Source organism: Arthrobacter liuii (assembly GCF_014639275.1).
GTDB lineage: Bacteria > Actinomycetota > Actinomycetes > Actinomycetales > Micrococcaceae > Arthrobacter > Arthrobacter liuii.
The window spans coordinates 1-19,636 of the sequence record NZ_BMFW01000010.1 but is presented as its reverse complement, the minus strand read 5'-3'; the positions used below and the strand labels follow the sequence as shown (position 1 = coordinate 19,636).

The following is a 19,636-nucleotide window of genomic DNA, read 5'->3' as shown; positions in this document are numbered from 1 at the left end:
GTATCAAGGGTTTTGCCGGGCCGGCTCAGTTTCGGGAGGCCAAGGTCCGGTCGCGCTCCTCGAACACTTCATCACCAGGCCCCGTGAAGGCCCGGGACCGCTCCACAGCCTCAATGGAGCCCGTAAACAGCTGCGATTCATGCGGGTCAGCCGGGAGCTGGGAACCATCGGCAGTGGGCGAGCCCAGCCTGCGCAGCGGTGCCCTGCGCCCGGCGGCCGTACCGCCGTCGTCCACTGCCTGCTCCCAGCGCTGGTGCGGCAGGGCCTGCGGGTGGTTCTGCTGCAGGAACGTGACCATGGTTTCGCGGACCAGGCAGCGCAGGTCGAAGAGCGCGGCACTGTCGGCAGCGCTGACCAGGATCCGGACCCGGACAAAGCCGCCGGTGGCATCGGTGATTTGCAGGACGCCCACGCGCTCATCCCATAGCTCGGTCCCTGCCAGGACCCGGCGGAGCTCGGTGCGCATGTCCTCCACGGGGGCGCGCCAGTCGAGGTCGAACTCCACGGTGCCCATCACCTCGGACTGGCGGCGCGTCCAGTTCTCGAAGGGCGTGGTGGTGAAGTAGGTGGAGGGGAGGATCAGCCGGCGGTCGTCCCAGATATGCACCACCACGTAAGTCAGCGTGATTTCCTCAATCCGGCCCCACTCCTTCTGGACCACCACCACGTCGTCAACCCGGATGGCGTCGGTGAACGCCAGCTGCATGCCGGCGAACACATTGACCAGGGACGTCTGCGCGGCCAGTCCGGCCACGATTGAGATGACACCTGCGGACGCCAGCAGTCCTGCACCCAGCGCCTGGATTGCGGGGAACGTCAACATGGCCGTGCCGACGGCGAGCACCACCACGAGTGCTGCGGCGATCCGGCGTGCAAGGATCATCTGCGTCCGCAGGCGCCGCGCCCTCCGGTTGTCCGCCACGTCCACGCTGTACCGGTTCAGCACCACGGCCTCCACGATGAGCAGCACTGCGATGGCGAGCCACGCGAACGCACCGATCATCGCAAGCAGCAGGAGATGGTCGACGCCGGCGTGCCAGCTTTCGCTTCCAGCGGTCAGCCCCAGCGCGGTCCGGACACCCACCAGGCACAGTGCCAGCCGCAGCGGCTGGCGGGCCACACGGGAGGTGGCCTGCAGCTCGGGCCGTTTGCGGTTCAGGCGCAGGACAACCTTGCGGAGCAGCCAGGACAGCGCAAGCCCAGCCACCACCGCCAGGGCCGTGGCGATGAAGGGCAGGGCAGGATTCAGGACATCTGGCATACTTTAACGTCTATCAAGCCTCCGCCGCGCCTCGGAAATCGGGATGGCCGGTGGCGTGTCCGTCCGGCGCCTTGGCCGCCTGCGCGGAGCACGCCCAAGCTGCTGGTCCGGCCCGAGCGGCTGCAGGAGCAGGGCCACCGGTGCAAGAACCGTAGCCGTCAGGGTTCCCGGAACGCTGTCCCACTTCGTGGGTAGTGCCCCGCAGCTATTACCTAGGAAAACCGGGCTTTTCCGGGGAGAACGCGGGTAGCCTTGGGCGCATGCAGAAGATATCGATCGATGCGCTGGCCCGGCAGCAGCTCGAGGCAGCGGTCAGCTCCACCAACGGACGCGCCGCCGACACCGTCTACGGGGGCCACGAAAAGATCCTCCGGCAGACCGTCATGGCCATGAAAGCCGGCACGCAGCTAAGCGAGCACCAGAACCCGGGCGACGCCACGGTCTTTGTGATCCAGGGCTGCGTGACCCTGCGAGCGGGCGGGGAGTCCTGGCAGGGGAAGATCGGCGACCTGCTGATCGTCCCGCCCGGCCTTCACAGCCTGGGCGCGGAACAGGACTCCACTTTCCTGTTCACGGTGGCCAAGTACCGGGACTGACCTCCTTCTGGGGCCGCGCGTGCCGGCCCAGCAGGCTGCCGATGCCGGTCAAGGTCCCCGGCCCGGAGTTATCGTGCGTGGTCGGGCCTGGCTCCCGGCGTTGCGTCTCCGGAGGGGACAGCCGGTGCCGGGGCTGCTGGAACCGCAGGCGAAAACCAGTCAACGACGGTACTTTCCCGCTGCGGCACCGCCGGCGATGCCGCATGAAGCGGCTACGGCCAGCGCGGTGAACAGCATGCGTTGTTTCCTCTGGGGCGTGCTGGGCTCCAGCCGGGCCCCGTCCGCTGTTTCGGGCCCAGCGAGAAGTGCTGCGAGCTCGCCTGACGGCTCAGGCGGCTCGGTGACCCGGAGCGCCCGGAGCTGCAGCAGCACCTGCCGGAGCCCGGGATCGCCGGGGAAGCCCGACTCGGCCTGCAGCGCCTCCACAGCGCGCTCGTCGTCCAGCCTGAGCTGCTGCCCGGGTGTGTCACCACTCATCATGACGGGTCCTCCCCTAAGGGGCGGAGCTTGCGGAGCCGGCAGAGGGCCCGCCGTTGCAGTTGCTTGATGGCGCCCGGAGTCTTGCCCATAATCTCCGCTGTGGTCTCCACAGACAGGTCGGCCACGATCCTCAACGCGATCACCTCCTGCTGGTCATGCTGCAACCCATTCAGCAAATCTTTGACGTTTCCCGACGCTTCCATCTCCAGCAGCTGATCCTCCGCCGAACTGCTGCAGCGACGGTCCTGGGCAGGGTCATAGTCAATGGTGGGCGGCGCTTTGAGCCTTCGCCGGTGCTCATCCACATAACGGGCGTGGGCAATCGAAAATACCAGGGATTTGACTCCCTTTATCCCTCCCCGCACGTCCCCCAGCCGCGGAAAGAGGGCCAGGAAGACATCCTGGGTCAGACCCTCGGGGTCCTCGACGCCACGTGATCGAAGGTAGCTCAGTACTCCAGGCGCAAATTCACTGTAGGCAGCACAAAAGATCGATTCGTCAGCTCCGACGCGCCTCGTTGCCTCACGCTCCATCTTTTGCATCCGCCCCCTGCGGCAGATTCACTTGCAGCGTTCTGGCTGAGCCGGACGATGAGGCCGTCCCGGCTCAGCCCGACCTGCTGACAGGCTACCGGTGTCCCCGGCCTGAGTGCTTGGCTTCGCTACCGGCCTGGTGCCCGGCGTCGCTGACTGCAGGTGCTTCCTGGCGTTGCTCCAGTACCTGCTGCTGTTGCTTCCGGTCCCGCTCCGGGGTGGCAGGGGCATCAGTGGGAGCGGGCTCCGGTGACTCCGTTTCCGTAGGTGTGGGATCCGGAGCCTCCGTCTCTGTTTCGGTAGGAGTGGGCTCCGGCGATTCGGTTTCGGTTGCCGTAGGGCTGGGCTCCGGCGATTCGGTTTCGGTTGCCGGGGGGCTGGGCTCCGGCGATTCGGTTTCGGCCAGGACCGACGGTGCGTCCGGCAATGACTCTGCCATGGCAGCTACGCCCGTCCCGCCAACCGCAAGGGCTCCAGCTGCGAGCACGGCCAGGGCGAGCTTGTTACCTGAAAAAGTGAATAAAGACATTGAGACCCTCCGTTGACGAATTTCTCGATTGCGATCAACTGCGCAGGATTTGCCCCCGCACTTAATGGATCGAAATTCGGGTCACAAAGGTTACGGGGTTCCGAGAATCATATGACGATTTTGTCATGTGTTCATCTGCGCGGGCCTCATCGGGCAATCGAAGCAGCGGTTACGCGCGGTCGTTGACGCTGTCCTTCACCGGCCGGGGCTCCAGCCAGATCCGCTCGCGCGGTCCGGGCGGGTACGCGTACCTCTTTCCGGCGAAGGTGATCACCAGGGCTGCAACGACGGGAATCCCCGCTGCGACCGGGACCATCAGCGGGCCACCCACCACCAGGGCCGCCGAACCGTAGAGCGCACCGATGGTGATACCCAGCTGAATGGTCAGGACGGTGAGCCCATTAGCGGCCTCGCTGTATTCCCCACCGGCCCGCAGGATTGCAGACTGGTTGTAGATGCCGATGGCGCCCAGGCCCGCTCCCCAAATGGTCATCAGCACCAGGGCCAGGGGCAGGTTCCCCACTGCGAACGGCAGGAAGAACATCGATGCGGCAATGGCCGCCGTCGTGATCAGCAGCGAACGCCGTGGACGGGAATCCACGGTGAGCCCCGCAATCCAAATGCCCAGCAATCCGGACCCGCCCAGCACCGTGAGGGAGAGGCTGATGGCGTAGTCCGGCAGGCTCGCCTCGCGGATGAACGGTGCGATGTAGGTGAACAGGGCGAAGTGGGCCAGCACCAGCAGCGGCCACGCGACGGCCACGGACTTCACGCCCGGCTGCCCGATCGCCTTGCGAAGGGACGGCCGGGCGGCGTCCGTGATGCGCTGGACCCGGGGGAGCAGCCAGAACGCGAGTACGGTAAGGACTACGCCAAATCCGGCAAGGACCAGGAATGCAGCACGCCACCCCAGGAACCCGCCCAGCGCCGTCCCCACGGGGGCACCGATGGCCAGGCCCAGGCTGTTGCCGCTGAACACAATCGCCAGGGCCTTGCCCACTTTGTCTGCCGGAACCACCCGCGATACGAACGGCGCCATTGTGGTCCAGAGCAGCCCGTGCGCCAGCCCGCCCACCAGCCTGGCGATCATCGCCGCGGTGAAGTCCGGTGCCAGCCCCACCAGGGCATTGCTGAGAGCGAAGGTCAGCACCAGCCCCACCAGCAGGGCATGCCGCGGGATCTTCCCCAGCAACCGGGCTGCCGGAACCACGGTGACCACGATGACGGCGGCGTAGGCGGCCGCCAAGTAACCGGCCACCGGCTCGGAGACGTCCAAGCCGCTGCTGATCTGGGGCAGCAGCCCGGACGGCAGGAGTTCCGTGGTGATGGCGGTGAACGCAATGGTGGCCAGGACGACCATTGCGGCATAGGGAAAGCGGGCAGGTGCCGGCGCGGGAATCGCGGAAGACATGGGGGTGATCCATTCAAGGGGAGGGGTTGGAACACGGCTCGGCTCGCCGGACAATTCCTCCATTAAATTTACCGGATCAAAGCCCGTGTCACAGACGTGACAGGCCCTTCCTGGTGACTGTTGCGTGTAAAGAAAACGACCCCGCGGGTGTGTGCAGGTAGGTTGGTGATGGAACTTCAACGCCCGTCGCCCCCTGTGCCGGGCCCGAAAGGCCTGGAGGCCCCATGAGCACCTGTTGCCCTGCCCGCCGTAAGCTTATGGTCGCCGCATGACCGCCCGGCTGCGGGTGTGCCTGCCCGCCCAAAACCTGATGGACGCGCTCGCGCCCATCGACGGCGTCGAATTTGTCCTCTGGGACCTGACCGGGCCCGCTCCGGAGGGCCGGCTTGACCTGCTGGTCCCCGGTTACATGGGCAAGCCAACGGCGCTCGCGGCGCTGCAGGGTGCCGACGTCGGCCTGGTGCAGAGCCAGTCCATCGGGTACGACGGCGTCGCCTCGGTTTTGCCGGCAGGCGTCACCTTCTCGAACGCGGCCGGAGTCCACGAGACCTCGACGGCGGAGCTTGCCGTGGGCATGATGATCGCCTCCCAGCGCGGGATTCCGGACTTTGTTCGCAACCAGGAAACCGGAGCGTGGGACAACAACCAGCGGCCCAGCCTGGCCGACCGGCGCGTGCTGCTGGTGGGCTACGGGGGAGTGGGCAAGGCCATCGAGGCCCGGCTCCTGCCGTTCGAAACCGAAGTCACCCGGATGGCCAGCCGGGCCCGCGAGGACGCGAACGGAATTATCCATGGGATCGACTCGCTCTACGAGCAGTTGCCGCTGCACGAGGTCGTGGTAGTCAGCGTGCCCCTGAGCGAGCAGACCGAGCAACTGGTGGACGCGAAGTTCCTGGCGGCCATGCCGGACGGCGCGCTGCTGGTCAACGTGGCCCGCGGCCCGGTGGCTGATACCGGGGCGTTGCTGGCCGAGACCTCGACGGGCCGCCTCCGGGCTGCTCTGGACGTGACGGACCCGGAACCGCTCCCGGCAGGCCACCCGCTGTGGACCACTCCCGGTGTGCTCATCACCCCGCACGTGGGCGGCGCCAGCTCGGCCATGTTCCCCCGGATGGTCCGGCTGCTCAGGAAGCAGATCGGGCTGCTGCTCGAGGGCAAGGAACCCTTGAATGTCGTCATCCCTTAACGGCAGCTGCTTCCGCCCCTATGCTTGGCCCATGTCCACATTCGAAGTCCGCCGCAGTGCCGTCATCCCCGCCGCCCCCGAGGAGATCTTCCCCCTGGTGAACAACTTCCACGAGTGGACCGCCTGGTCCCCGTGGGAAACCATCGACCCAGGGATGAGCCGCCGCTATTTCGGCAGCGAATACGGTGCGGGGGCCGGGTACGGGTGGAGCGGCAACCGCAAGGCCGGCAGCGGAACCATGGAGATCGTGGAGTCGGTACCGTCCAACGTGATCCGGATCCGGTTGGAGTTCACCAAGCCCTTCAAGGCGGTGAACCCCACGACGTTCACCTTTGCCCAGGCTCCGGGCGGCACCGAAGTGACCTGGCTGATGACCGGCGAGAACAAGGGCCTTGGCAGGGTGTTCGCGCTGTTCATGGACATGGACAAGATGGTGGGCGCAGACTACGAGCGCGGACTGGCCGCGCTGGCTTCCACCGTTGTGGCCAAGAAGAGCTGAAGCTTCATTGGGCGCCGTCGACGAAGCGCTTGCCGCAACCGACCAACCGCAGCGCGGCTGCCTGCAGCATGTGGTGGAGATTGCGCGGTCCCTGGCTCCCGACGCCACGGAGGGCATGAGTTACGGCATGCCGGCCCTCAAACTGGACGGCAAACCCCTGTTGGCGGCTGTGGCCACTGCCAGGCATCTCTCGATCTTTCCGTTCTCCGGAGCGGTGGTGGAAGCGGTGGCTAACCGGCTGGTGGGGTACTCACTGTCCAAGGGAACCATCCGCTTCACCGTGGACCGACCAGTTCCGGATGACGTGCTGGAGGACATCGTGCGGCTGCGGCTGGCGGAAATCCGGCGGTAAAGCAACCTACGACGCCGGCACGCGCCAGGCGCGGGCGGGCACCTTCGAACGGAGTGGGCCAGCGGGACTTATGGTCCTTCCGGTTCCAACGCAAGGCTGCCTAACGTGAGGCCATGGCTGACACACTTGCACTCCTGGCAGAGTCCTTCAAGAACATGGGCGTGGCCCGCGCCTACGGCACCCCGGTGAACGTGGGCGGGGAGGAGATCGTGCCCGTGGCGCTGGTGTCTTTCGCGTTCGGCGGCGGCATGGAAGCGGAGGAAGGCGCCTCCGGTGGAGGAGGCGGCGGGTTTGTTGTGCCGCTCGGCGTCTACCGCACGGTCAACGGCGAACCCGTCTTCCGCCCCAACACCATCGCCACCCTGGTGTGCCTGGTTCCCTTGGTGACGGCAGCGGGCGCGGCGTTGCGCAAAGCGGTGCGCGCGGCACGGAAATAGGTGCCGGAAGCGGCTCGGTCCCGCTTAAAAATCCCCTATTTCGCCGCGGGGATTTCAGTTCCATAATGGCCTCGTAGACTTCGGGGACCCCGCGGCGATGGCTGCTGCCACCGCGGAAAGTGGGGTCTCGGGTGGCCGCCCCGGCAGTCGGCGGGAAGGACGGCCACGAGGCCCGGCGGGGGACGGCCGGACTGTTTTCGGGGGAGAGCAACGCCATTGCAACTGCAAGGAGAGTTGTTTGTCATGCTCAAAGATATGGAAGTCATGGCTATTTTGCCTGCAAAGGATATCGACCGGGCCAGGGAGTTTTATCGGGACAAACTGGGGTTTGAGCCCGAGCGGACCATGAGTGACGGCGGCCTTGTCTACCGGTGCGGGAAAGGGACCTCGTTCCTGATTTACCAGACGGACAACGCCGGTTCGGCCAAAAACACGCAAATTGGTTGGGCCACCGATGACGTTCAGCGGGACGTGGATGAACTCCGCGCCCGGGGTGTGGTTTTCGAAGACTATGACATGCCTGGGCTGAAGACCGAGAACGGCATCGCCACGATGGAGGGTTACGGCCAAGCGGCCTGGTTCCTCGACAGCGAGGGCAACATCCTCAACATCTCCGCGATTTCGTCTTGACGTGCCGTGCCTGCGGCAGCAGGCTCAGCACATAGCGCACGACGCCGGCACTTGCCGCCCAAAAGCACCCGCACGTGGGTGCGTGGCAGCGGCAGGCCGGCGCCGCCGTCGTAAGGGGGCCGGAGGGACGGAACAGGCAATGGGCGTGGAAGAAGTGGCACCGGAGACAAAAGGCGTCTCGGTGGAGTTGCTGGCAACGGTTGACCTTGCCGGCGAGATCGAGGGCATGGACGGCCGGCAGTTGCGGATGCGGAAGGTGACCATCGAGCCCGGCGGTATTTTCGGCCCTCTCCACGACCATGTGGGTCAGCCCGGAACGGTCTACATCCTGCAAGGGACCATCACCGACCACCGCGACGGTGTGGCTACGGTATACGGGCCTGGACCCGGCTGGCCAGAGGACAGGAACACCACCCATTGGCTCGAAAACCGGGGAACGGTCCCTGCGGTGGAAGTCTCCGTGGATATCGTCAACAAGTTCGCGTAATAAATCCACACCTTATAGAAACTGCATAGTTTATACGTCCTGTTTTGGCTATCTTTTCCTTATTCGCGGTTGAGCAGTCAGCTGGCAGGACACTCATGAGTGCGACTGATGGACTCCGCAGCTGACCGACCCCTTACCGGGAAAATCCGTCCCGGCACCACCTCACAGGGCAGGATCTTCCACGCCTTCCGCGGCTGGCCGCTCGTCCCGGCCGCCGACCTGCTTCTTCTCCGACATGCGGTGGAACGCGGCACCCTCGCCTCCGGGCCCGACCACGCCTCGGACCTCCTGCGCCTTGTCGACCAGGAGCTCACACGGCGCGCTGCGCTTCCGGTCGCCTCAGGAGACTGAGACCGTCTGCTGCTGCGGCACGCGCTGCGCAACAGACAATAGGTGGCCCATCCTATGGGCCACCGCCGTGGGCCGGTGCCACTTATGGGGGACCGGCCCACGGCCATGACGTTCGTGCCAGCGGGCGCCAGTACCCCGAACACCAGCAATCAGACTGCCGGCTCGCGCCTGCCCAGGGCTATCCGGAGCGCCCGGCGGAGGGTGAGCCGGTTCCGTCTGGTGACCGCTATGACGGCGGCCACACCCGCGAGCAGGACCACGATGCCGCCGGCCGCCACCGACCAGCGGGCGCCAAACTGGCTGCCGATCCACCCGACCAGCGGCGAACCCACGGCCGTGCCGCCCTGCAGGATGGCCAGGTACAGCGCCAGCACCCGGCCGCGGAACTGCGGCTCCACGGAGAGCTGAATGCTGGTGTTGCAGCTGTTCAGGAAGGTGATGGAGGCCAGGCCTATGGGAACCAGGATGGCAGCGTAGACCCAGAATGACGGCGCAACGCTGCCCAGGATCGTGAAGATTCCCATTCCCAGCGCGCCGCCCAGCAGGAACCGCAGCCGCGGGCCGGAGCGGCGCGCGGCCAGGAGTGCGCCTGCCAGGGTGCCCACCGCCATAATCGAGCCGAGGAGCCCGAATTCACTTGGACCCATGCTGAACTCGGTGGTGGCCATCAGCGAGTTGATGACCGGAAAGTTCATGCCGAACGCGCCAAGGATGCCCACCAGGACCATGATCAGCATCAGGTCGGGCCTCTGGCGCACGTACCGGATGCCCTCGGCCACCTGGTGCTTGTTCCGCTCGCCCTTTGCTGCGGCGGCGGGTTGGGTAATGCGGATCCTGAACAGCGAGACCAGCACGGCAGCGAAGCTGGCAGCGTTAATCAGGAACACCGGGCCGGTGCCCACCCAGGCGATGAGCACCCCGGCGATGGCAGGGCCAGTGAGCCGGGCTGTGTTGAAGGACGCGGAGTTCAGCGCCACCGCGTTGGAGATGTTCTCCTGCCCCACCAGTTCCGACACAAAGGCCTGGCGCGCGGGTGCATCCACGGCGCTCGCCACTCCCAAGCAGAAAGCGGCCACATACGCGTGCCACAGTTGGGCGGTGCCGGTGACCACCAGGAGGCCGATGGCCAGGCCGGTGAAGCCCATGGCCAGTTGCGTCCACATGAGGATGATGCGCTTGCGGTAGCGGTCCGCCAGCACTCCGCCGTAGGGGCCGAACAGCAGCATGGGCAGGAACTGCAGGCCGGTGGTCAGGCCGACGGCGGCACCCGAGTGGTCGGTGAGGACCGTCAGGACCAGCCAGTCCTGGGCCACACGCTGCATCCAGGTGCCGGTGTTTGACACGATCGCGCCGCCGGCCCAGATGCGGTAGTTGGGGTTCTCAAGGGCCCGGAACATCGCACTCATTTGCCGCTCATTTCCTGCATGATGCGGGCCGCCCGGCTCAGGGTGAGCCGGTCTTCCTCGCTGAGGCCTGCCACGCGCTGGGCCAGCCAGGCCGTCCGCTGGCCCCGTGCCTCTTCCAGGACGGTCCTGCCGGCTCCCGTGATGTCCACTCGGACCTGGCGGCCGTCGTCGGGATTCGCGGACCTGGTGACGAAGCCCTGCTCGGCGAGCGCGTTGACAATCCTGGTCATGGATGGCGCCTGGACGTGCTCACTTTCGGCGAGCGCGCGCAGCGTGCTGGGGCCGCTGCCGTTCAGCAGGGCCAATACCGTGTACTGGCCGGGGGTGATGATTTCGCCGGTTGCCTCGACGCGGAGCCGGCGCGAAGTTCGCATGACGGCGGTGCGGAGATCGATGGCGAGGGTATCGGGGGCGGTGGGGTCTGCAGTTGCCTGGTTCTTGGTTTGGGTGGGTGACATGTGGGTGGGTGCGCCTCCTGCTGGGTTTCCTTAGCAGTGCTAATTAGTTCTGCTAACTATTATGCTCTGCTTGTTTGCCGCGGGCAACGGCTGGGGATGTGGTTCTGGTGACACCCTCCGGCGGAATGGGGGCCGTGACTGGGTACAGGCAGCGACGCAACGGTGGTCTATGCCGCAAACGACCCCGGCCGCGCCATTGTGCTGGGCTACGAGAGCGACGGCGTGTGGTTCAGGGGCGTCGGTGTTGTCCTGACTGTCCTCTTTGGCGCGATTGGCCTCGTCTTCGTCCTGCTGGTTGGCACCGCTGTTCTGCGTGCCAAGTCCATGGCCCGCGCCACGAAGAAAACTGTGTAAGGGTTCCGGCAGCGCGCCTTGGGTCTGGCCGCTCCGGCCCCACGGGCGTAGGCTCTGGTGCACCATGACCGAACAGCAGCCCTATGAGTTGGTCCGGCGCTATCCCCATTTCGAACTGCGCCGGTATCCGGATTATGTCGTGGCCGAGGTGACGGTGACGGCAGATTTTGACCGTGCCGGCAACGCCGCCTTCCGGCATCTCTTCAACTACATCAGCGGCAGCAACACTGCCCGGCAGAAGCTGGCCATGACCGCCCCGGTGATCCAGGAGGCGGGACCGCAGAAGCTCGCCATGACCGCCCCGGTGCTCCAAAGCGGCCCGCTGCCCGGGGCCGGGGAGCAGCCCGCCGAAATTTCGGTGGCGTTTGTCCTACCGGCCGGCGTGACCACAGAAACCGCTCCAACGCCTACCGATCCGGAGGTCAAAGTACGCGCGGTGCCGGGTTCCCTCGCTGCAGTGCTGCGCTTTTCCGGCAGTGGCTCCGCGTCGGCCTTCGCGCGGCGCAACGACGGCCTGCAGGCGGCGCTAACCCTGGCCGGTCTGACACCGGTGGGTGCACCCAGATTCGCGCGCTTCGACCCGCCGTTCAAGCCGTGGTTCCTGCGGCACAACGAAGTCGTCCAGGACGTCCTGGAGTCCCAATCGGATGAGGCGGCGCCCCGCGCCTGATCGGGGCAGCCCAGCTGAGGACGCCCGCTCCGTTTGGCGGCTGTTCGATCCGCGCGCTCAAAACAGACGGACCTTTTAGGATTTGTGTGCGTCCCGAACAACTTGCGGGGTCTCGCCCTGCATGACCCAGCGGTTGCCGTCAGGATCGCTGAAGTAGGCGAACAGGACGCCGCCGAGGTCCTGCACCTCGCTGATATCCGCGCCGCGGCTGACCAGCTCGGTGCGGACTTCATTTATGTCTGGAACCACCAACTGCAGTCCCTCCAGGCTGCCCGGCGTCATGGTGGTCATCCCGGTGCCGATGACCACCGATGTGGCGGAGCCCGGGGGGGTCAACTGGACCACCCGCATGCCAGGGATGTATTCCACATCGTGGTCCAGGACAAAGCCAAGCTTTTCCGTGTAGAACGCTTTCGACCCGTCGACGTCTGAAACCGGGACCTGTACAACCTCAAGGCGCATGTGCATGCGGCCACTCTATCTTTGCGCCTTGCCCCAGGGGAATGCCCATTCGATGGCCGGCTTAAAGCCCTGTCCTGGGCGAATCGTTAAGGACAAAAACCCCTATTGCTACAACCTTTCCTCAAGGTCGCATCAAGACTGGCTGAATGTTGGCCGAGGATCACGAAAAGGAAGTTATACAGTTCCGAACGGAGCATAGGCTCGTCGACGACGAGTTTGTCGGGCTTAGCAGCAGGCTCGACAAATAAGGGGGCGTGATTTGTGCCCCCTAATAAATGGGGGAAAATGTCCGATTACGAAACCCGTTTGGGGTTTGTTCCTTCTCCGCCGACACCGAAGCCGCCGCGGAAACCACGTGCTTCAACTTTCATTGTTGCAGGCATAACCGCGCTTTTCATGTCTTTCGGAGCAATGAGCGGAGGAGCTGGCGGATCCCTTATTTTCCTGGGCATCTCGCTGGCACTCACCGGCCTGTATGTCCTTCTCACCGGGCGGCGCTCCTGGGCGTGGCTTCCGGCAAAACGCAAAGCCGGCGCCGTCGCGATCGCTGCGTCTTTCGCGCTCTTTATCGGCGGGGCTGTGGCGATGCCGCACGTTGCCAGCGCCGATTTTGAGGCGGCTTCCTCCGAAAGTACTGCCAAGGCCGCCCCCGCCCCCGCGGACGCAAGCCCAACCGCAACAGCCAAGGCGTCGCCGTCGTCCACTCCAACCCCCACCTCCGGGTCCAGCGGCGAGGCGCTGGACCCGGAGAGCCCCTATGTTCTTGCCGCCGGCGTCACCGCCGCCGCGCCGAACGCCCAGCCTGCGCACGCCGCGAAGGCCATGGACGTGCTGGCAACCCTCCCTATCAAGGGCCGGGCGCCGAAGACGGGATATGACCGGGCACAATTCGGGCAGGCGTGGGCGGACGTGGACCGGAACGGCTGCGATACCCGCAACGACATCCTCAGGCGTGACCTCACCGGCATCACCTACACGAACAGCGTGACGTGCAAGGTGCAGTCGGGAACCCTGGCGGACCCTTATACGGGCTCGGCCATCAGCTTTGTGCGGGGCTCGGCCACCAGCAGTGCCGTGCAGATCGACCATGTGGTGGCGCTGAGCGACGCGTGGCAGAAGGGGGCCCAGCAGTTGACCGCGGAACAGCGGACGGCGTTTGCGAACGATCCGCTGAACCTGCAGGCGACGGATGGGCCCACCAATCAGCAAAAGGGCGACGGCGACGCAGCCACCTGGTTGCCTCCGAACAAGGGCTTCCGGTGCGAGTACGTTGCACGGCAGATCTCCGTGAAGGCAACGTACGGACTGTGGGTCACCCAGGCCGAGCACGACGCGATGGCCAGGATCCTTGGCGACTGCTCCGGTCAACTGGCGCCGACGAACCAGCAGGCTCCGGCGCCGGTCGTGACTGACCCGGCACCCGCCGCGGTTGCTCCCGTTGTGCCGGTACCTGCTCCAGTGGCGCCCGCTCCTGTTGCCGTTGCACCCGCGCCCGTTGCACCCGCACCTGCTGCTGTCTACTTCGCCAACTGCACCGCGGCGAGGGCCGCGGGAGCCGCACCGTTGTACGCCGGACAGGCCGGCTACCGCCCTGCACTGGACCGCGACTCAGACGGCATCGCCTGCGAGTAGGCAGGCTCCTGTCCAGATCTTTCCAGTCGCAATTTCTACCATCACATGCATTCCTAGGGGGAAACATGAAAGAAAAAACCGTTCCTGCAATCGGGAGGTTGAAGGCCTCGCTGGCTCTGGTTGTGCTGACCGGCCTCATGCTGACGGGTTGCGGCGGCAAGCAGGCCGCAACGCCGGCAACAGCCACGGCTACGGCAACCGCAACGGCTGTTTCGCAGACAACAGAGACTGTCGTGGTTCCGGCCGTAGTGAACCTGACCCTGGACAAGGCGACGGACCAGCTGGAAAAGCTCGGCTTTAAGGTGGAGGCTGTGGACACCGCCAAGGGCAAGTCGATTATGGTCGAGAAGAACTGGCAGGTGATCTCGCAGGATCCTGCCAACGGTGCACAGGCGGCGAAGGGCTCCACAGTGCATCTCGGCGTTAAGAATCTCGATGACGTGGCCGCGGAGAAGGCAGCAGCTGAAAAAGCGGCGGCGGACAAGGTTGCGGCCGAGAAGGCGGCTGCGGACAAAGCCGCCGCCGACCAGGCGGCCGCTGCAAAAGCTGCCTCTGACCAGGCCGCGCGGGACGCAGCAGCCCGGCAGGCTGCTGAGCAGGCGGCTGCCCGGCAAGCAGCGCAGCAGGCCGCTCAGGCCCCCGCGCCCGCTCCTGCGCCAGTGGTGCCAAACTACGTCTCGCCGGGAGCGTTCTGCAGCGGGGGGACAGGCATAAGCAAGACGGGCAAACCCATGGTCTGCGCCCGCGCCACTGACGGACGGTTGCGCTGGCAGGGGGCCTAGACCAAGCCGGCTTGGAGAGACGGCGAACCTGCACCAAGCAGGTTCGCCGCCTCTCGCTGCGCTGTGCTGCAGCACACACCAGTCAATTACGACGGCGTGAGACCGTCGAAGTGCCTCGATGGCTCGTCCTACCCCGGGTTTCCGGGGTTTTTGGTGGTGCGGGGGGCTGTGCGGTCCCGATTTGCGGTGGGGGGGTGGGGGCGGGTATTGTTTTCTGAGTCGCCGCCGNAACCCGGAAGCTAAGACCCACAGCGCCGATGGTACTGCACCCGGGAGGGTGTGGGAGAGTAGGACACCGCCGGACAATCATTAGGTCGAGGCCCCAACCAGAACATGGTTGGGGCCTCCCACATTTAACCAAAACAATCTGCAGGCCGCCGGGGCCTAGACTTACGGTCTATGACCCCCCAAACCCCGGGCCCCAGGGGCAAACGCGCCACCATCCTGGACGTGGCAGCTGCAGCCAGCGTATCGCGCCAGACCGTGACCCGGGCCATGAATGACATGGCCGGCATCAGTCAGGAGACCAGGGAGCGCGTCCAAAAGCTCGCCGCGGAGATGGGCTACAGTCCCAGCCGCTTTGCCAAAGGTCTGGTGCAGGGGGCCCGCACCTCTATTGGCCTCGCCATCCCGGACCTGACCAATCCCTATTTCCCGGCCTTTGCCTCCAGCGTGGTGGAGGCTGCCGCTGAGCGTGGATGGAACGTGGTGGTGGACGACTATGGCCACGGCACGGGCAGCGCTGTGGACGCCGCCGCCCGGCTTGCGCCGCAGGTGGACGCCCTGATCGGTTACCTCGCGCCTCACGCGAACGAGGTGCAGGCACTAATGGGCCGGCGTCCCGTCGTCGCCCTTGACTCCCCGGATGCAGGCACTGCCGGCGGGATCTCCTTTGATTATCTCCAGGCGGCGCGGCTGGCCCTCAGCCATCTGGCCTCCAGGGGGTGCCGTCACGTCCTCTTCCTGGACTCGGACCAGGGCGGCCCCGCCAGCAGCCGAAGCGCAGCAGCGGCCGCAGTGGCGGCCGAGACCGGCATCCGGCTCACCCGCCTCCAGGCACACCCCTCAGCCGCCGCCGCACGATCCGCTGTGGCCCTCCTTGCCGCGGGCGGCGAGCGTGCCGATGGCATCCTCGCCTTCAACGACCTGATGGCAGCGGGCGTACTGAAGGCACTGCGGGAGTCCGGCACGTCCGTTCCCGGCGATTGTTCTGTCATCGGGATGGACGGGATACCGCTGGGGGAGCTGCTTACGCCGGAACTGACCACCCTGTCGCTTGACCTGCGCTCGGTTGGCCGTGCCGCCGTCGACCTCCTCGACGGTTTGCTCTCGGGGTCGATCCAGGACCGCAGTCCCGAGGCCTTCCTCACCCTCCAGCACCAGCTGGTTGTCCGGCAATCCGCCTGACCCTACTCAAACGGGAAATCAACGGCTAGGCTCGATATACCCACGTGAACGTTCACGTAGCGCACTCCGAACCCTCCCCAGCAAGGAACAACGCATGTCAGTGCACACCTCCGCCGTAGCTGCCAGCCCCCGCTCCCCCCAGGCGGCCACGAGTCCCGCCCGCAGCCTCGATCTCGGTCCTGCGGAGGTGGCCGTGTTGGCATCGCTGGCGCCGGGCCGGGGAACCGTTCCCCCGCGGGCTTACCTGGTGACGGACGCACCCAGGCTCTCACTCAACGGAGAATGGCAGTTCCGGCTGAGCCCTGGAATCAGGACGGCCCCCAATGATGGGTGGCAGCACGGCACGGAACTGTCCGGCTTCACGCCTCTGCCCGTGCCTTCCAGCTGGAACATGCACGGGCACGGCTCACCGGCCTACACCAACGTCCAGTTCCCCTTCGCAGTGGAACCGCCTCACGCGCCTGACGCCAACCCGGTTGGTGACCACTTGGTGACCTTTGAAGCCGGCCCGGAGTTCTTCCCGCATGCCCTGCTGCGGTTCGATGGCATCGATTCCGCGGGGACCGTGTGGCTGAACGGAGTCGAACTAGGGACCACGCGGGGGAGCAGGTTGGCCCACGAGTTCGACGTCTCGGGCATCCTGGCCGAAGGGTCCAATACCCTGGCCGTACGGGTGGCCCAGTTCTCCGCCGCGAGCTATGTGGAGGACCAGGACATGTGGTGGCTCCCGGGGATCTTCCGGGACGTGACCCTGCTGGCTCGGCCGGTGGACGGCATCGATGACGTCTTCGTCCATGCTGGCTATGACCCTGGAACGGGCGAAGGCACGCTGAGCATTGAGGTGACCCGGGCCGGTCAGGTGATTGACGCCGTCGTACGCGTGCCGGAGCTGGGCCTTGAACTGCCCGCTGGGGTGGAGCAGCGTGTCCAGCGAGTGGAGCCATGGTCCGCGGAGGTTCCCCGCCTCTATGACGCTACGGTCAGCACCGCTGGCGAGACCGTGTCACTGCAGCTGGGTTTCCGCAGCATCACCATCGAGGACGCCCAGTTCAAGGTGAACGGCCGCCGCATCCTGCTCAGGGGCGTGAACCGCCACGAGCACCATCCCCGCCTGGGCCGTGTGGTGCCGCGGGATGTAGTGGAGGCGGAGCTGCGGCTGATGAAACAGCACAACATCAACGCCATCCGGACCTCGCACTACCCGCCGCACCCGGAGTTCCTGGCGCTGGCAGACCAGCTGGGGTTTTACGTGGTCCTTGAATGCGACCTGGAAACGCACGGCTTCCACAGCGCCGGTTGGGCCCAGAACCCCAGCGATGATCCGCAGTGGGAGGATGCCCTGCTGGACCGGATGCAGCGCACCGTCGAGCGCGATAAGAACCATCCGTCCGTGATCATGTGGTCGCTGGGCAACGAGGCGGGCACAGGCCGGAACCTTGCCGCGATGTCGCGCTGGACCAAGGACCGCGACCCGTCCCGCCCTATCCACTATGAGGGCGACTGGTCGTCGCCCTATGTGGACGTGTACTCGCGGATGTACGCGAGCCAGGCCGAGACGGCGCTCATTGGGCAGGGCACCGAACCGCCTTTGGAGCATGTCGAACTGGATGCGCGGCGCCGTGCCATGCCGTTCGTACTGTGCGAGTACGTGCACGCCATGGGCAACGGGCCGGGCGGCATGAGCGAGTACCAGGACCTGTTCCAAAAGTATCCGCGGCTGATGGGCGGCTTTGTCTGGGAGTGGCTGGAGCACGGGATTACCGTTCCCTCCCCGGCTGGCGGCGAGCACTTCGCCTATGGCGGGGACTTCGGTGAGGAAGTCCACGACGGTAATTTCGTCACGGACGGGCTGGTGGATGCCAACCGCAATCCCCGCCCCGGGCTGTTGGATTTCAAGAAGGTGATCGAGCCGCTGCGCATTGAGATCGGGCCCCCGTGCACCAGCTTCACGCTGTGGAACGGGCAGGACTTCGCTGACACGTCCGCGTTCCGCTTCCAGTACAAATTAGCGGCCGACGGCGGGACTCACCTTGAAGGAACGGTTGCGGTCGCGCCGCTGGCGCCGCAGTCCCAGGCCGTTGTGGAGCTGCCGGCGGAAGTTGCCAGCCACGTGGCGGGGCTGCGGGATGACGACACTGCCGTGCTCACGGTCAGTGCCCTGCTCGCCTCTGATGCTGCCTGGGCGGCTGCAGGCCACGAGGTAGCCTGGGGGCAGGTGGTCCTCGCCGCTCCTCCAGGCGCGGCGGTGCCTGCGCGGGACTCCGTGGAGGTCGGTGACCGGGAACTGCGGCTTGGCCCTGCCGTGTTCGACCGGGCCACCGGCATGCCCACGTTCATCGGCGGACTGCCCGTGGAGAAACTGGGCCTGGTCCTGTGGTGGGCCCCCACGGACAACGACCTTGGCCGGGAGTGGGGAAGCACGGATGAACGGCCCCTTGCCACCCAGTGGAAGGACGCGGGACTCGACCGCCTCCACACCCGCCTGCTCGGTATCAGCGCGGAATCCACGCCCGACGGCGGTGAGCACCTCCGCGTCAGCACGAGGATGGGCGCGGCGGATAAGCAGTTCGGTGTGTTGGTGGATTACCTGTGGTCCAGCAGTTCCGGTTCGCTGGCATTGCGGACACAAGTCACGCCGGTGGGCCACTGGATCAACGCAGGCTTCGAAGTGGAGTGGGCGCGGATCGGGCTCGAGCTCGTGCTGGGAACGGAAACCGCTACGGTGGCATGGTTCGGCCAAGGTCCGCACCAGAGCTACCCGGACACCGGCCAAGGCGCACGGACGGGATGGTTCGAACTGCCCCTTGCGGACCTGGATGTTGAGTATGTCCGCCCCCAGGAATCAGGCGCCCGGTCCGGCGTGCGGTCCGCGGTTCTGCACACTGGTGGCGGGGAACTGCATATTTCCGGGAAACCCTTTGCGCTGACCGTTCGGCCGTACAGCATGCAGGCTCTGCACGCGGCAACCCATCGGCCGGATCTCGTTCCTGACGGCCGCAGCTACATCTACCTGGACCATGCACTGAGGGGTGTGGGAACCGCAGCTTGCGGGCCGGGTGTCTTGGAGCCGTACCGGTTGAAGCCGCGGGAGGCTGACTTCGAACTGGTCCTCCGGGTGCTGGGGTAGGACCTCGGCGGATGTGAGCCACTGCATAGAAGCAGTAACCGGGCGCTATTCAAGGAAAAGTTCGTGCTTGCGCCGCCACAAACCCCGACATTCCGGGGTTTTTGGTGGTGCGGGGGGCTGTGCGGTCCCGATTTGCGGTGGGGGGTGGGGGCGGGTATTGTTTTCTGAGTCGCCGCCGCTGAAGCGGAAAGATAGCGGCCGACCCCCTTACTGAATGGCCTGGAAATGGTTCGCCTCTTGGCGTGCCGAATGCGGGTGGGGCCGGTTTTGGGAGCAGAGAGAATCGCGGAAACGCCGATTTGCGATGTTCTTGGAGGCNGCTGAAGCGGAAAGATAGCGGCCGACCCCCTTACTGAATGGCCTGGAAATGGTTCGCCTCTTGGCGTGCCGAATGCGGGTGGGGCCGGTTTTGGGAGCAGAGAGAATCGCGGAAACGCCGATTTGCGAAGCTCCTGGAGGTCGGGTAAGTTTGGAAAGTTGCTCCGGAGCGATCCTGGATCCTTGTGGGTTTGGGTGGTGCTGGGTGTGTCTGTTGTTTGAGAACTCAATAGTGTGCCAAGTTTGTTGATACCGATTATGTTATGTG

The 19,636-nt window shown here is 65.7% G+C and carries 22 protein-coding genes; 14 read left to right on the top strand and 8 right to left on the bottom strand.

Annotated features, from left to right (window positions below; genetic code table 11):
- Positions 1-25: 25 nt before the first annotated feature.
- On the bottom strand, positions 26-1,261 hold the full coding sequence (locus tag IEW19_RS11960) for a mechanosensitive ion channel family protein (RefSeq protein WP_229748448.1): 1,236 nt from the start codon (positions 1,259-1,261) through the stop codon (positions 26-28).
- A 260-nt stretch (positions 1,262-1,521) separates the two neighbouring features.
- Between IEW19_RS11960 and IEW19_RS11955 the strand changes: the two genes are divergently transcribed.
- A complete protein-coding gene (locus tag IEW19_RS11955) occupies positions 1,522-1,857 on the top strand; it encodes a cupin domain-containing protein (protein WP_188571852.1) in 336 nt (111 codons plus the stop codon).
- A gap of 159 nt (positions 1,858-2,016) precedes the next feature.
- Here the strand turns inward: IEW19_RS11955 and IEW19_RS11950 are convergent, their stop codons facing one another.
- The 4 genes from IEW19_RS11950 to IEW19_RS11935 form a co-directional block, all read right to left on the bottom strand.
- Positions 2,017-2,337, bottom strand: a complete 321-nt coding sequence (locus IEW19_RS11950) for a hypothetical protein (protein ID WP_188571851.1) — start codon at positions 2,335-2,337, stop codon at positions 2,017-2,019.
- Positions 2,334-2,879 carry an RNA polymerase sigma factor gene (locus tag IEW19_RS11945; RefSeq protein ID WP_188571850.1) on the bottom strand — a complete coding sequence of 182 codons (546 nt, stop codon included), beginning with the start codon at positions 2,877-2,879 and terminating at the stop codon, positions 2,334-2,336. Before IEW19_RS11945 ends, IEW19_RS11950 begins: the two co-directional genes overlap by 4 nt.
- An 85-nt stretch (positions 2,880-2,964) precedes the next feature.
- Positions 2,965-3,399: a superantigen-like protein SSL4 gene (locus tag IEW19_RS11940; RefSeq protein WP_188571849.1), complete on the bottom strand. Its 435-nt coding sequence runs from the start codon at positions 3,397-3,399 to the stop codon at positions 2,965-2,967.
- Between the two features lie 169 nt (positions 3,400-3,568).
- Entirely contained in the window at positions 3,569-4,810 is a 1,242-nt protein-coding gene (locus IEW19_RS11935; RefSeq protein WP_188571848.1) for an MFS transporter, read from the bottom strand.
- Positions 4,811-5,078: 268 nt separating this feature from the next.
- Between IEW19_RS11935 and IEW19_RS11930 the strand changes: the two genes are divergently transcribed.
- The 7 genes from IEW19_RS11930 (at position 5,079) to IEW19_RS11900 (ending at position 8,752) form a co-directional block, all read left to right on the top strand.
- Positions 5,079-5,996, top strand: a complete 918-nt coding sequence (locus IEW19_RS11930) for a 2-hydroxyacid dehydrogenase (protein WP_188571847.1) — start codon at positions 5,079-5,081, stop codon at positions 5,994-5,996.
- 31 nt (positions 5,997-6,027) lie between these two features.
- On the top strand, positions 6,028-6,495 hold the full coding sequence (locus IEW19_RS11925) for an SRPBCC family protein (protein ID WP_188571846.1): 468 nt from the start codon (positions 6,028-6,030) through the stop codon (positions 6,493-6,495).
- A 7-nt stretch (positions 6,496-6,502) separates the two neighbouring features.
- Positions 6,503-6,847 carry an iron chaperone gene (locus tag IEW19_RS11920; RefSeq protein WP_188571845.1) on the top strand — a complete coding sequence of 115 codons (345 nt, stop codon included), beginning with the start codon at positions 6,503-6,505 and terminating at the stop codon, positions 6,845-6,847.
- 113 nt (positions 6,848-6,960) lie between these two features.
- Complete coding sequence (locus tag IEW19_RS11915; protein WP_188571844.1) at positions 6,961-7,284, top strand: hypothetical protein; 324 nt, start codon at positions 6,961-6,963, stop codon at positions 7,282-7,284.
- 243 nt (positions 7,285-7,527) lie between these two features.
- Complete coding sequence (locus IEW19_RS11910) at positions 7,528-7,914, top strand: VOC family protein (RefSeq protein WP_188571843.1); 387 nt, start codon at positions 7,528-7,530, stop codon at positions 7,912-7,914.
- Positions 7,915-8,053: 139 nt separating this feature from the next.
- The gene (locus tag IEW19_RS11905; RefSeq protein WP_188571842.1) at positions 8,054-8,401 is read left to right on the top strand and encodes a cupin domain-containing protein; all 348 of its coding nucleotides are present in this window, start codon (positions 8,054-8,056) and stop codon (positions 8,399-8,401) included.
- 108 nt (positions 8,402-8,509) lie between these two features.
- Complete coding sequence (locus IEW19_RS11900; protein ID WP_188571841.1) at positions 8,510-8,752, top strand: hypothetical protein; 243 nt, start codon at positions 8,510-8,512, stop codon at positions 8,750-8,752.
- Positions 8,753-8,901: 149 nt separating this feature from the next.
- On the opposite strand, the gene IEW19_RS11895 is transcribed toward IEW19_RS11900, so the two are convergent.
- Together IEW19_RS11895 and IEW19_RS11890 are read right to left on the bottom strand one after the other, a co-directional pair.
- Positions 8,902-10,158, bottom strand: a complete 1,257-nt coding sequence (locus IEW19_RS11895; protein ID WP_188571840.1) for an MFS transporter — start codon at positions 10,156-10,158, stop codon at positions 8,902-8,904.
- The gene (locus tag IEW19_RS11890) at positions 10,155-10,616 is read right to left on the bottom strand and encodes a MarR family winged helix-turn-helix transcriptional regulator (protein ID WP_188571839.1); all 462 of its coding nucleotides are present in this window, start codon (positions 10,614-10,616) and stop codon (positions 10,155-10,157) included. Before IEW19_RS11890 ends, IEW19_RS11895 begins: the two co-directional genes overlap by 4 nt.
- Positions 10,617-10,778: 162 nt before the next feature.
- On the opposite strand from IEW19_RS11890, the gene IEW19_RS11885 reads away from it, so the two are divergent.
- Together IEW19_RS11885 and IEW19_RS11880 are read left to right on the top strand one after the other, a co-directional pair.
- Positions 10,779-10,970 carry a hypothetical protein gene (locus IEW19_RS11885; protein ID WP_188571838.1) on the top strand — a complete coding sequence of 64 codons (192 nt, stop codon included), beginning with the start codon at positions 10,779-10,781 and terminating at the stop codon, positions 10,968-10,970.
- A 64-nt stretch (positions 10,971-11,034) separates the two neighbouring features.
- The gene (locus tag IEW19_RS11880; protein WP_188571837.1) at positions 11,035-11,640 is read left to right on the top strand and encodes an SOUL family heme-binding protein; all 606 of its coding nucleotides are present in this window, start codon (positions 11,035-11,037) and stop codon (positions 11,638-11,640) included.
- Positions 11,641-11,715: 75 nt separating this feature from the next.
- On the opposite strand, the gene IEW19_RS11875 is transcribed toward IEW19_RS11880, so the two are convergent.
- Positions 11,716-12,108 carry a VOC family protein gene (locus IEW19_RS11875; RefSeq protein WP_188571836.1) on the bottom strand — a complete coding sequence of 131 codons (393 nt, stop codon included), beginning with the start codon at positions 12,106-12,108 and terminating at the stop codon, positions 11,716-11,718.
- 405 nt (positions 12,109-12,513) lie between these two features.
- On the opposite strand from IEW19_RS11875, the gene IEW19_RS11870 reads away from it, so the two are divergent.
- The 4 genes from IEW19_RS11870 to IEW19_RS11855 all read left to right on the top strand — a co-directional run bounded on the left by IEW19_RS11870 (position 12,514) and on the right by IEW19_RS11855 (position 19,050).
- A complete protein-coding gene (locus tag IEW19_RS11870) occupies positions 12,514-13,734 on the top strand; it encodes a GmrSD restriction endonuclease domain-containing protein (protein WP_373283598.1) in 1,221 nt (406 codons plus the stop codon).
- A gap of 65 nt (positions 13,735-13,799) precedes the next feature.
- Positions 13,800-14,516, top strand: a complete 717-nt coding sequence (locus IEW19_RS11865; protein ID WP_188571834.1) for a PASTA domain-containing protein — start codon at positions 13,800-13,802, stop codon at positions 14,514-14,516.
- 399 nt (positions 14,517-14,915) lie between these two features.
- Entirely contained in the window at positions 14,916-15,923 is a 1,008-nt protein-coding gene (locus tag IEW19_RS11860; protein ID WP_188571833.1) for a LacI family DNA-binding transcriptional regulator, read from the top strand.
- A gap of 94 nt (positions 15,924-16,017) precedes the next feature.
- Positions 16,018-19,050: a glycoside hydrolase family 2 TIM barrel-domain containing protein gene (locus IEW19_RS11855; RefSeq protein ID WP_188571832.1), complete on the top strand. Its 3,033-nt coding sequence runs from the start codon at positions 16,018-16,020 to the stop codon at positions 19,048-19,050.
- The last annotated feature ends 586 nt before the right edge of the window (positions 19,051-19,636 follow it).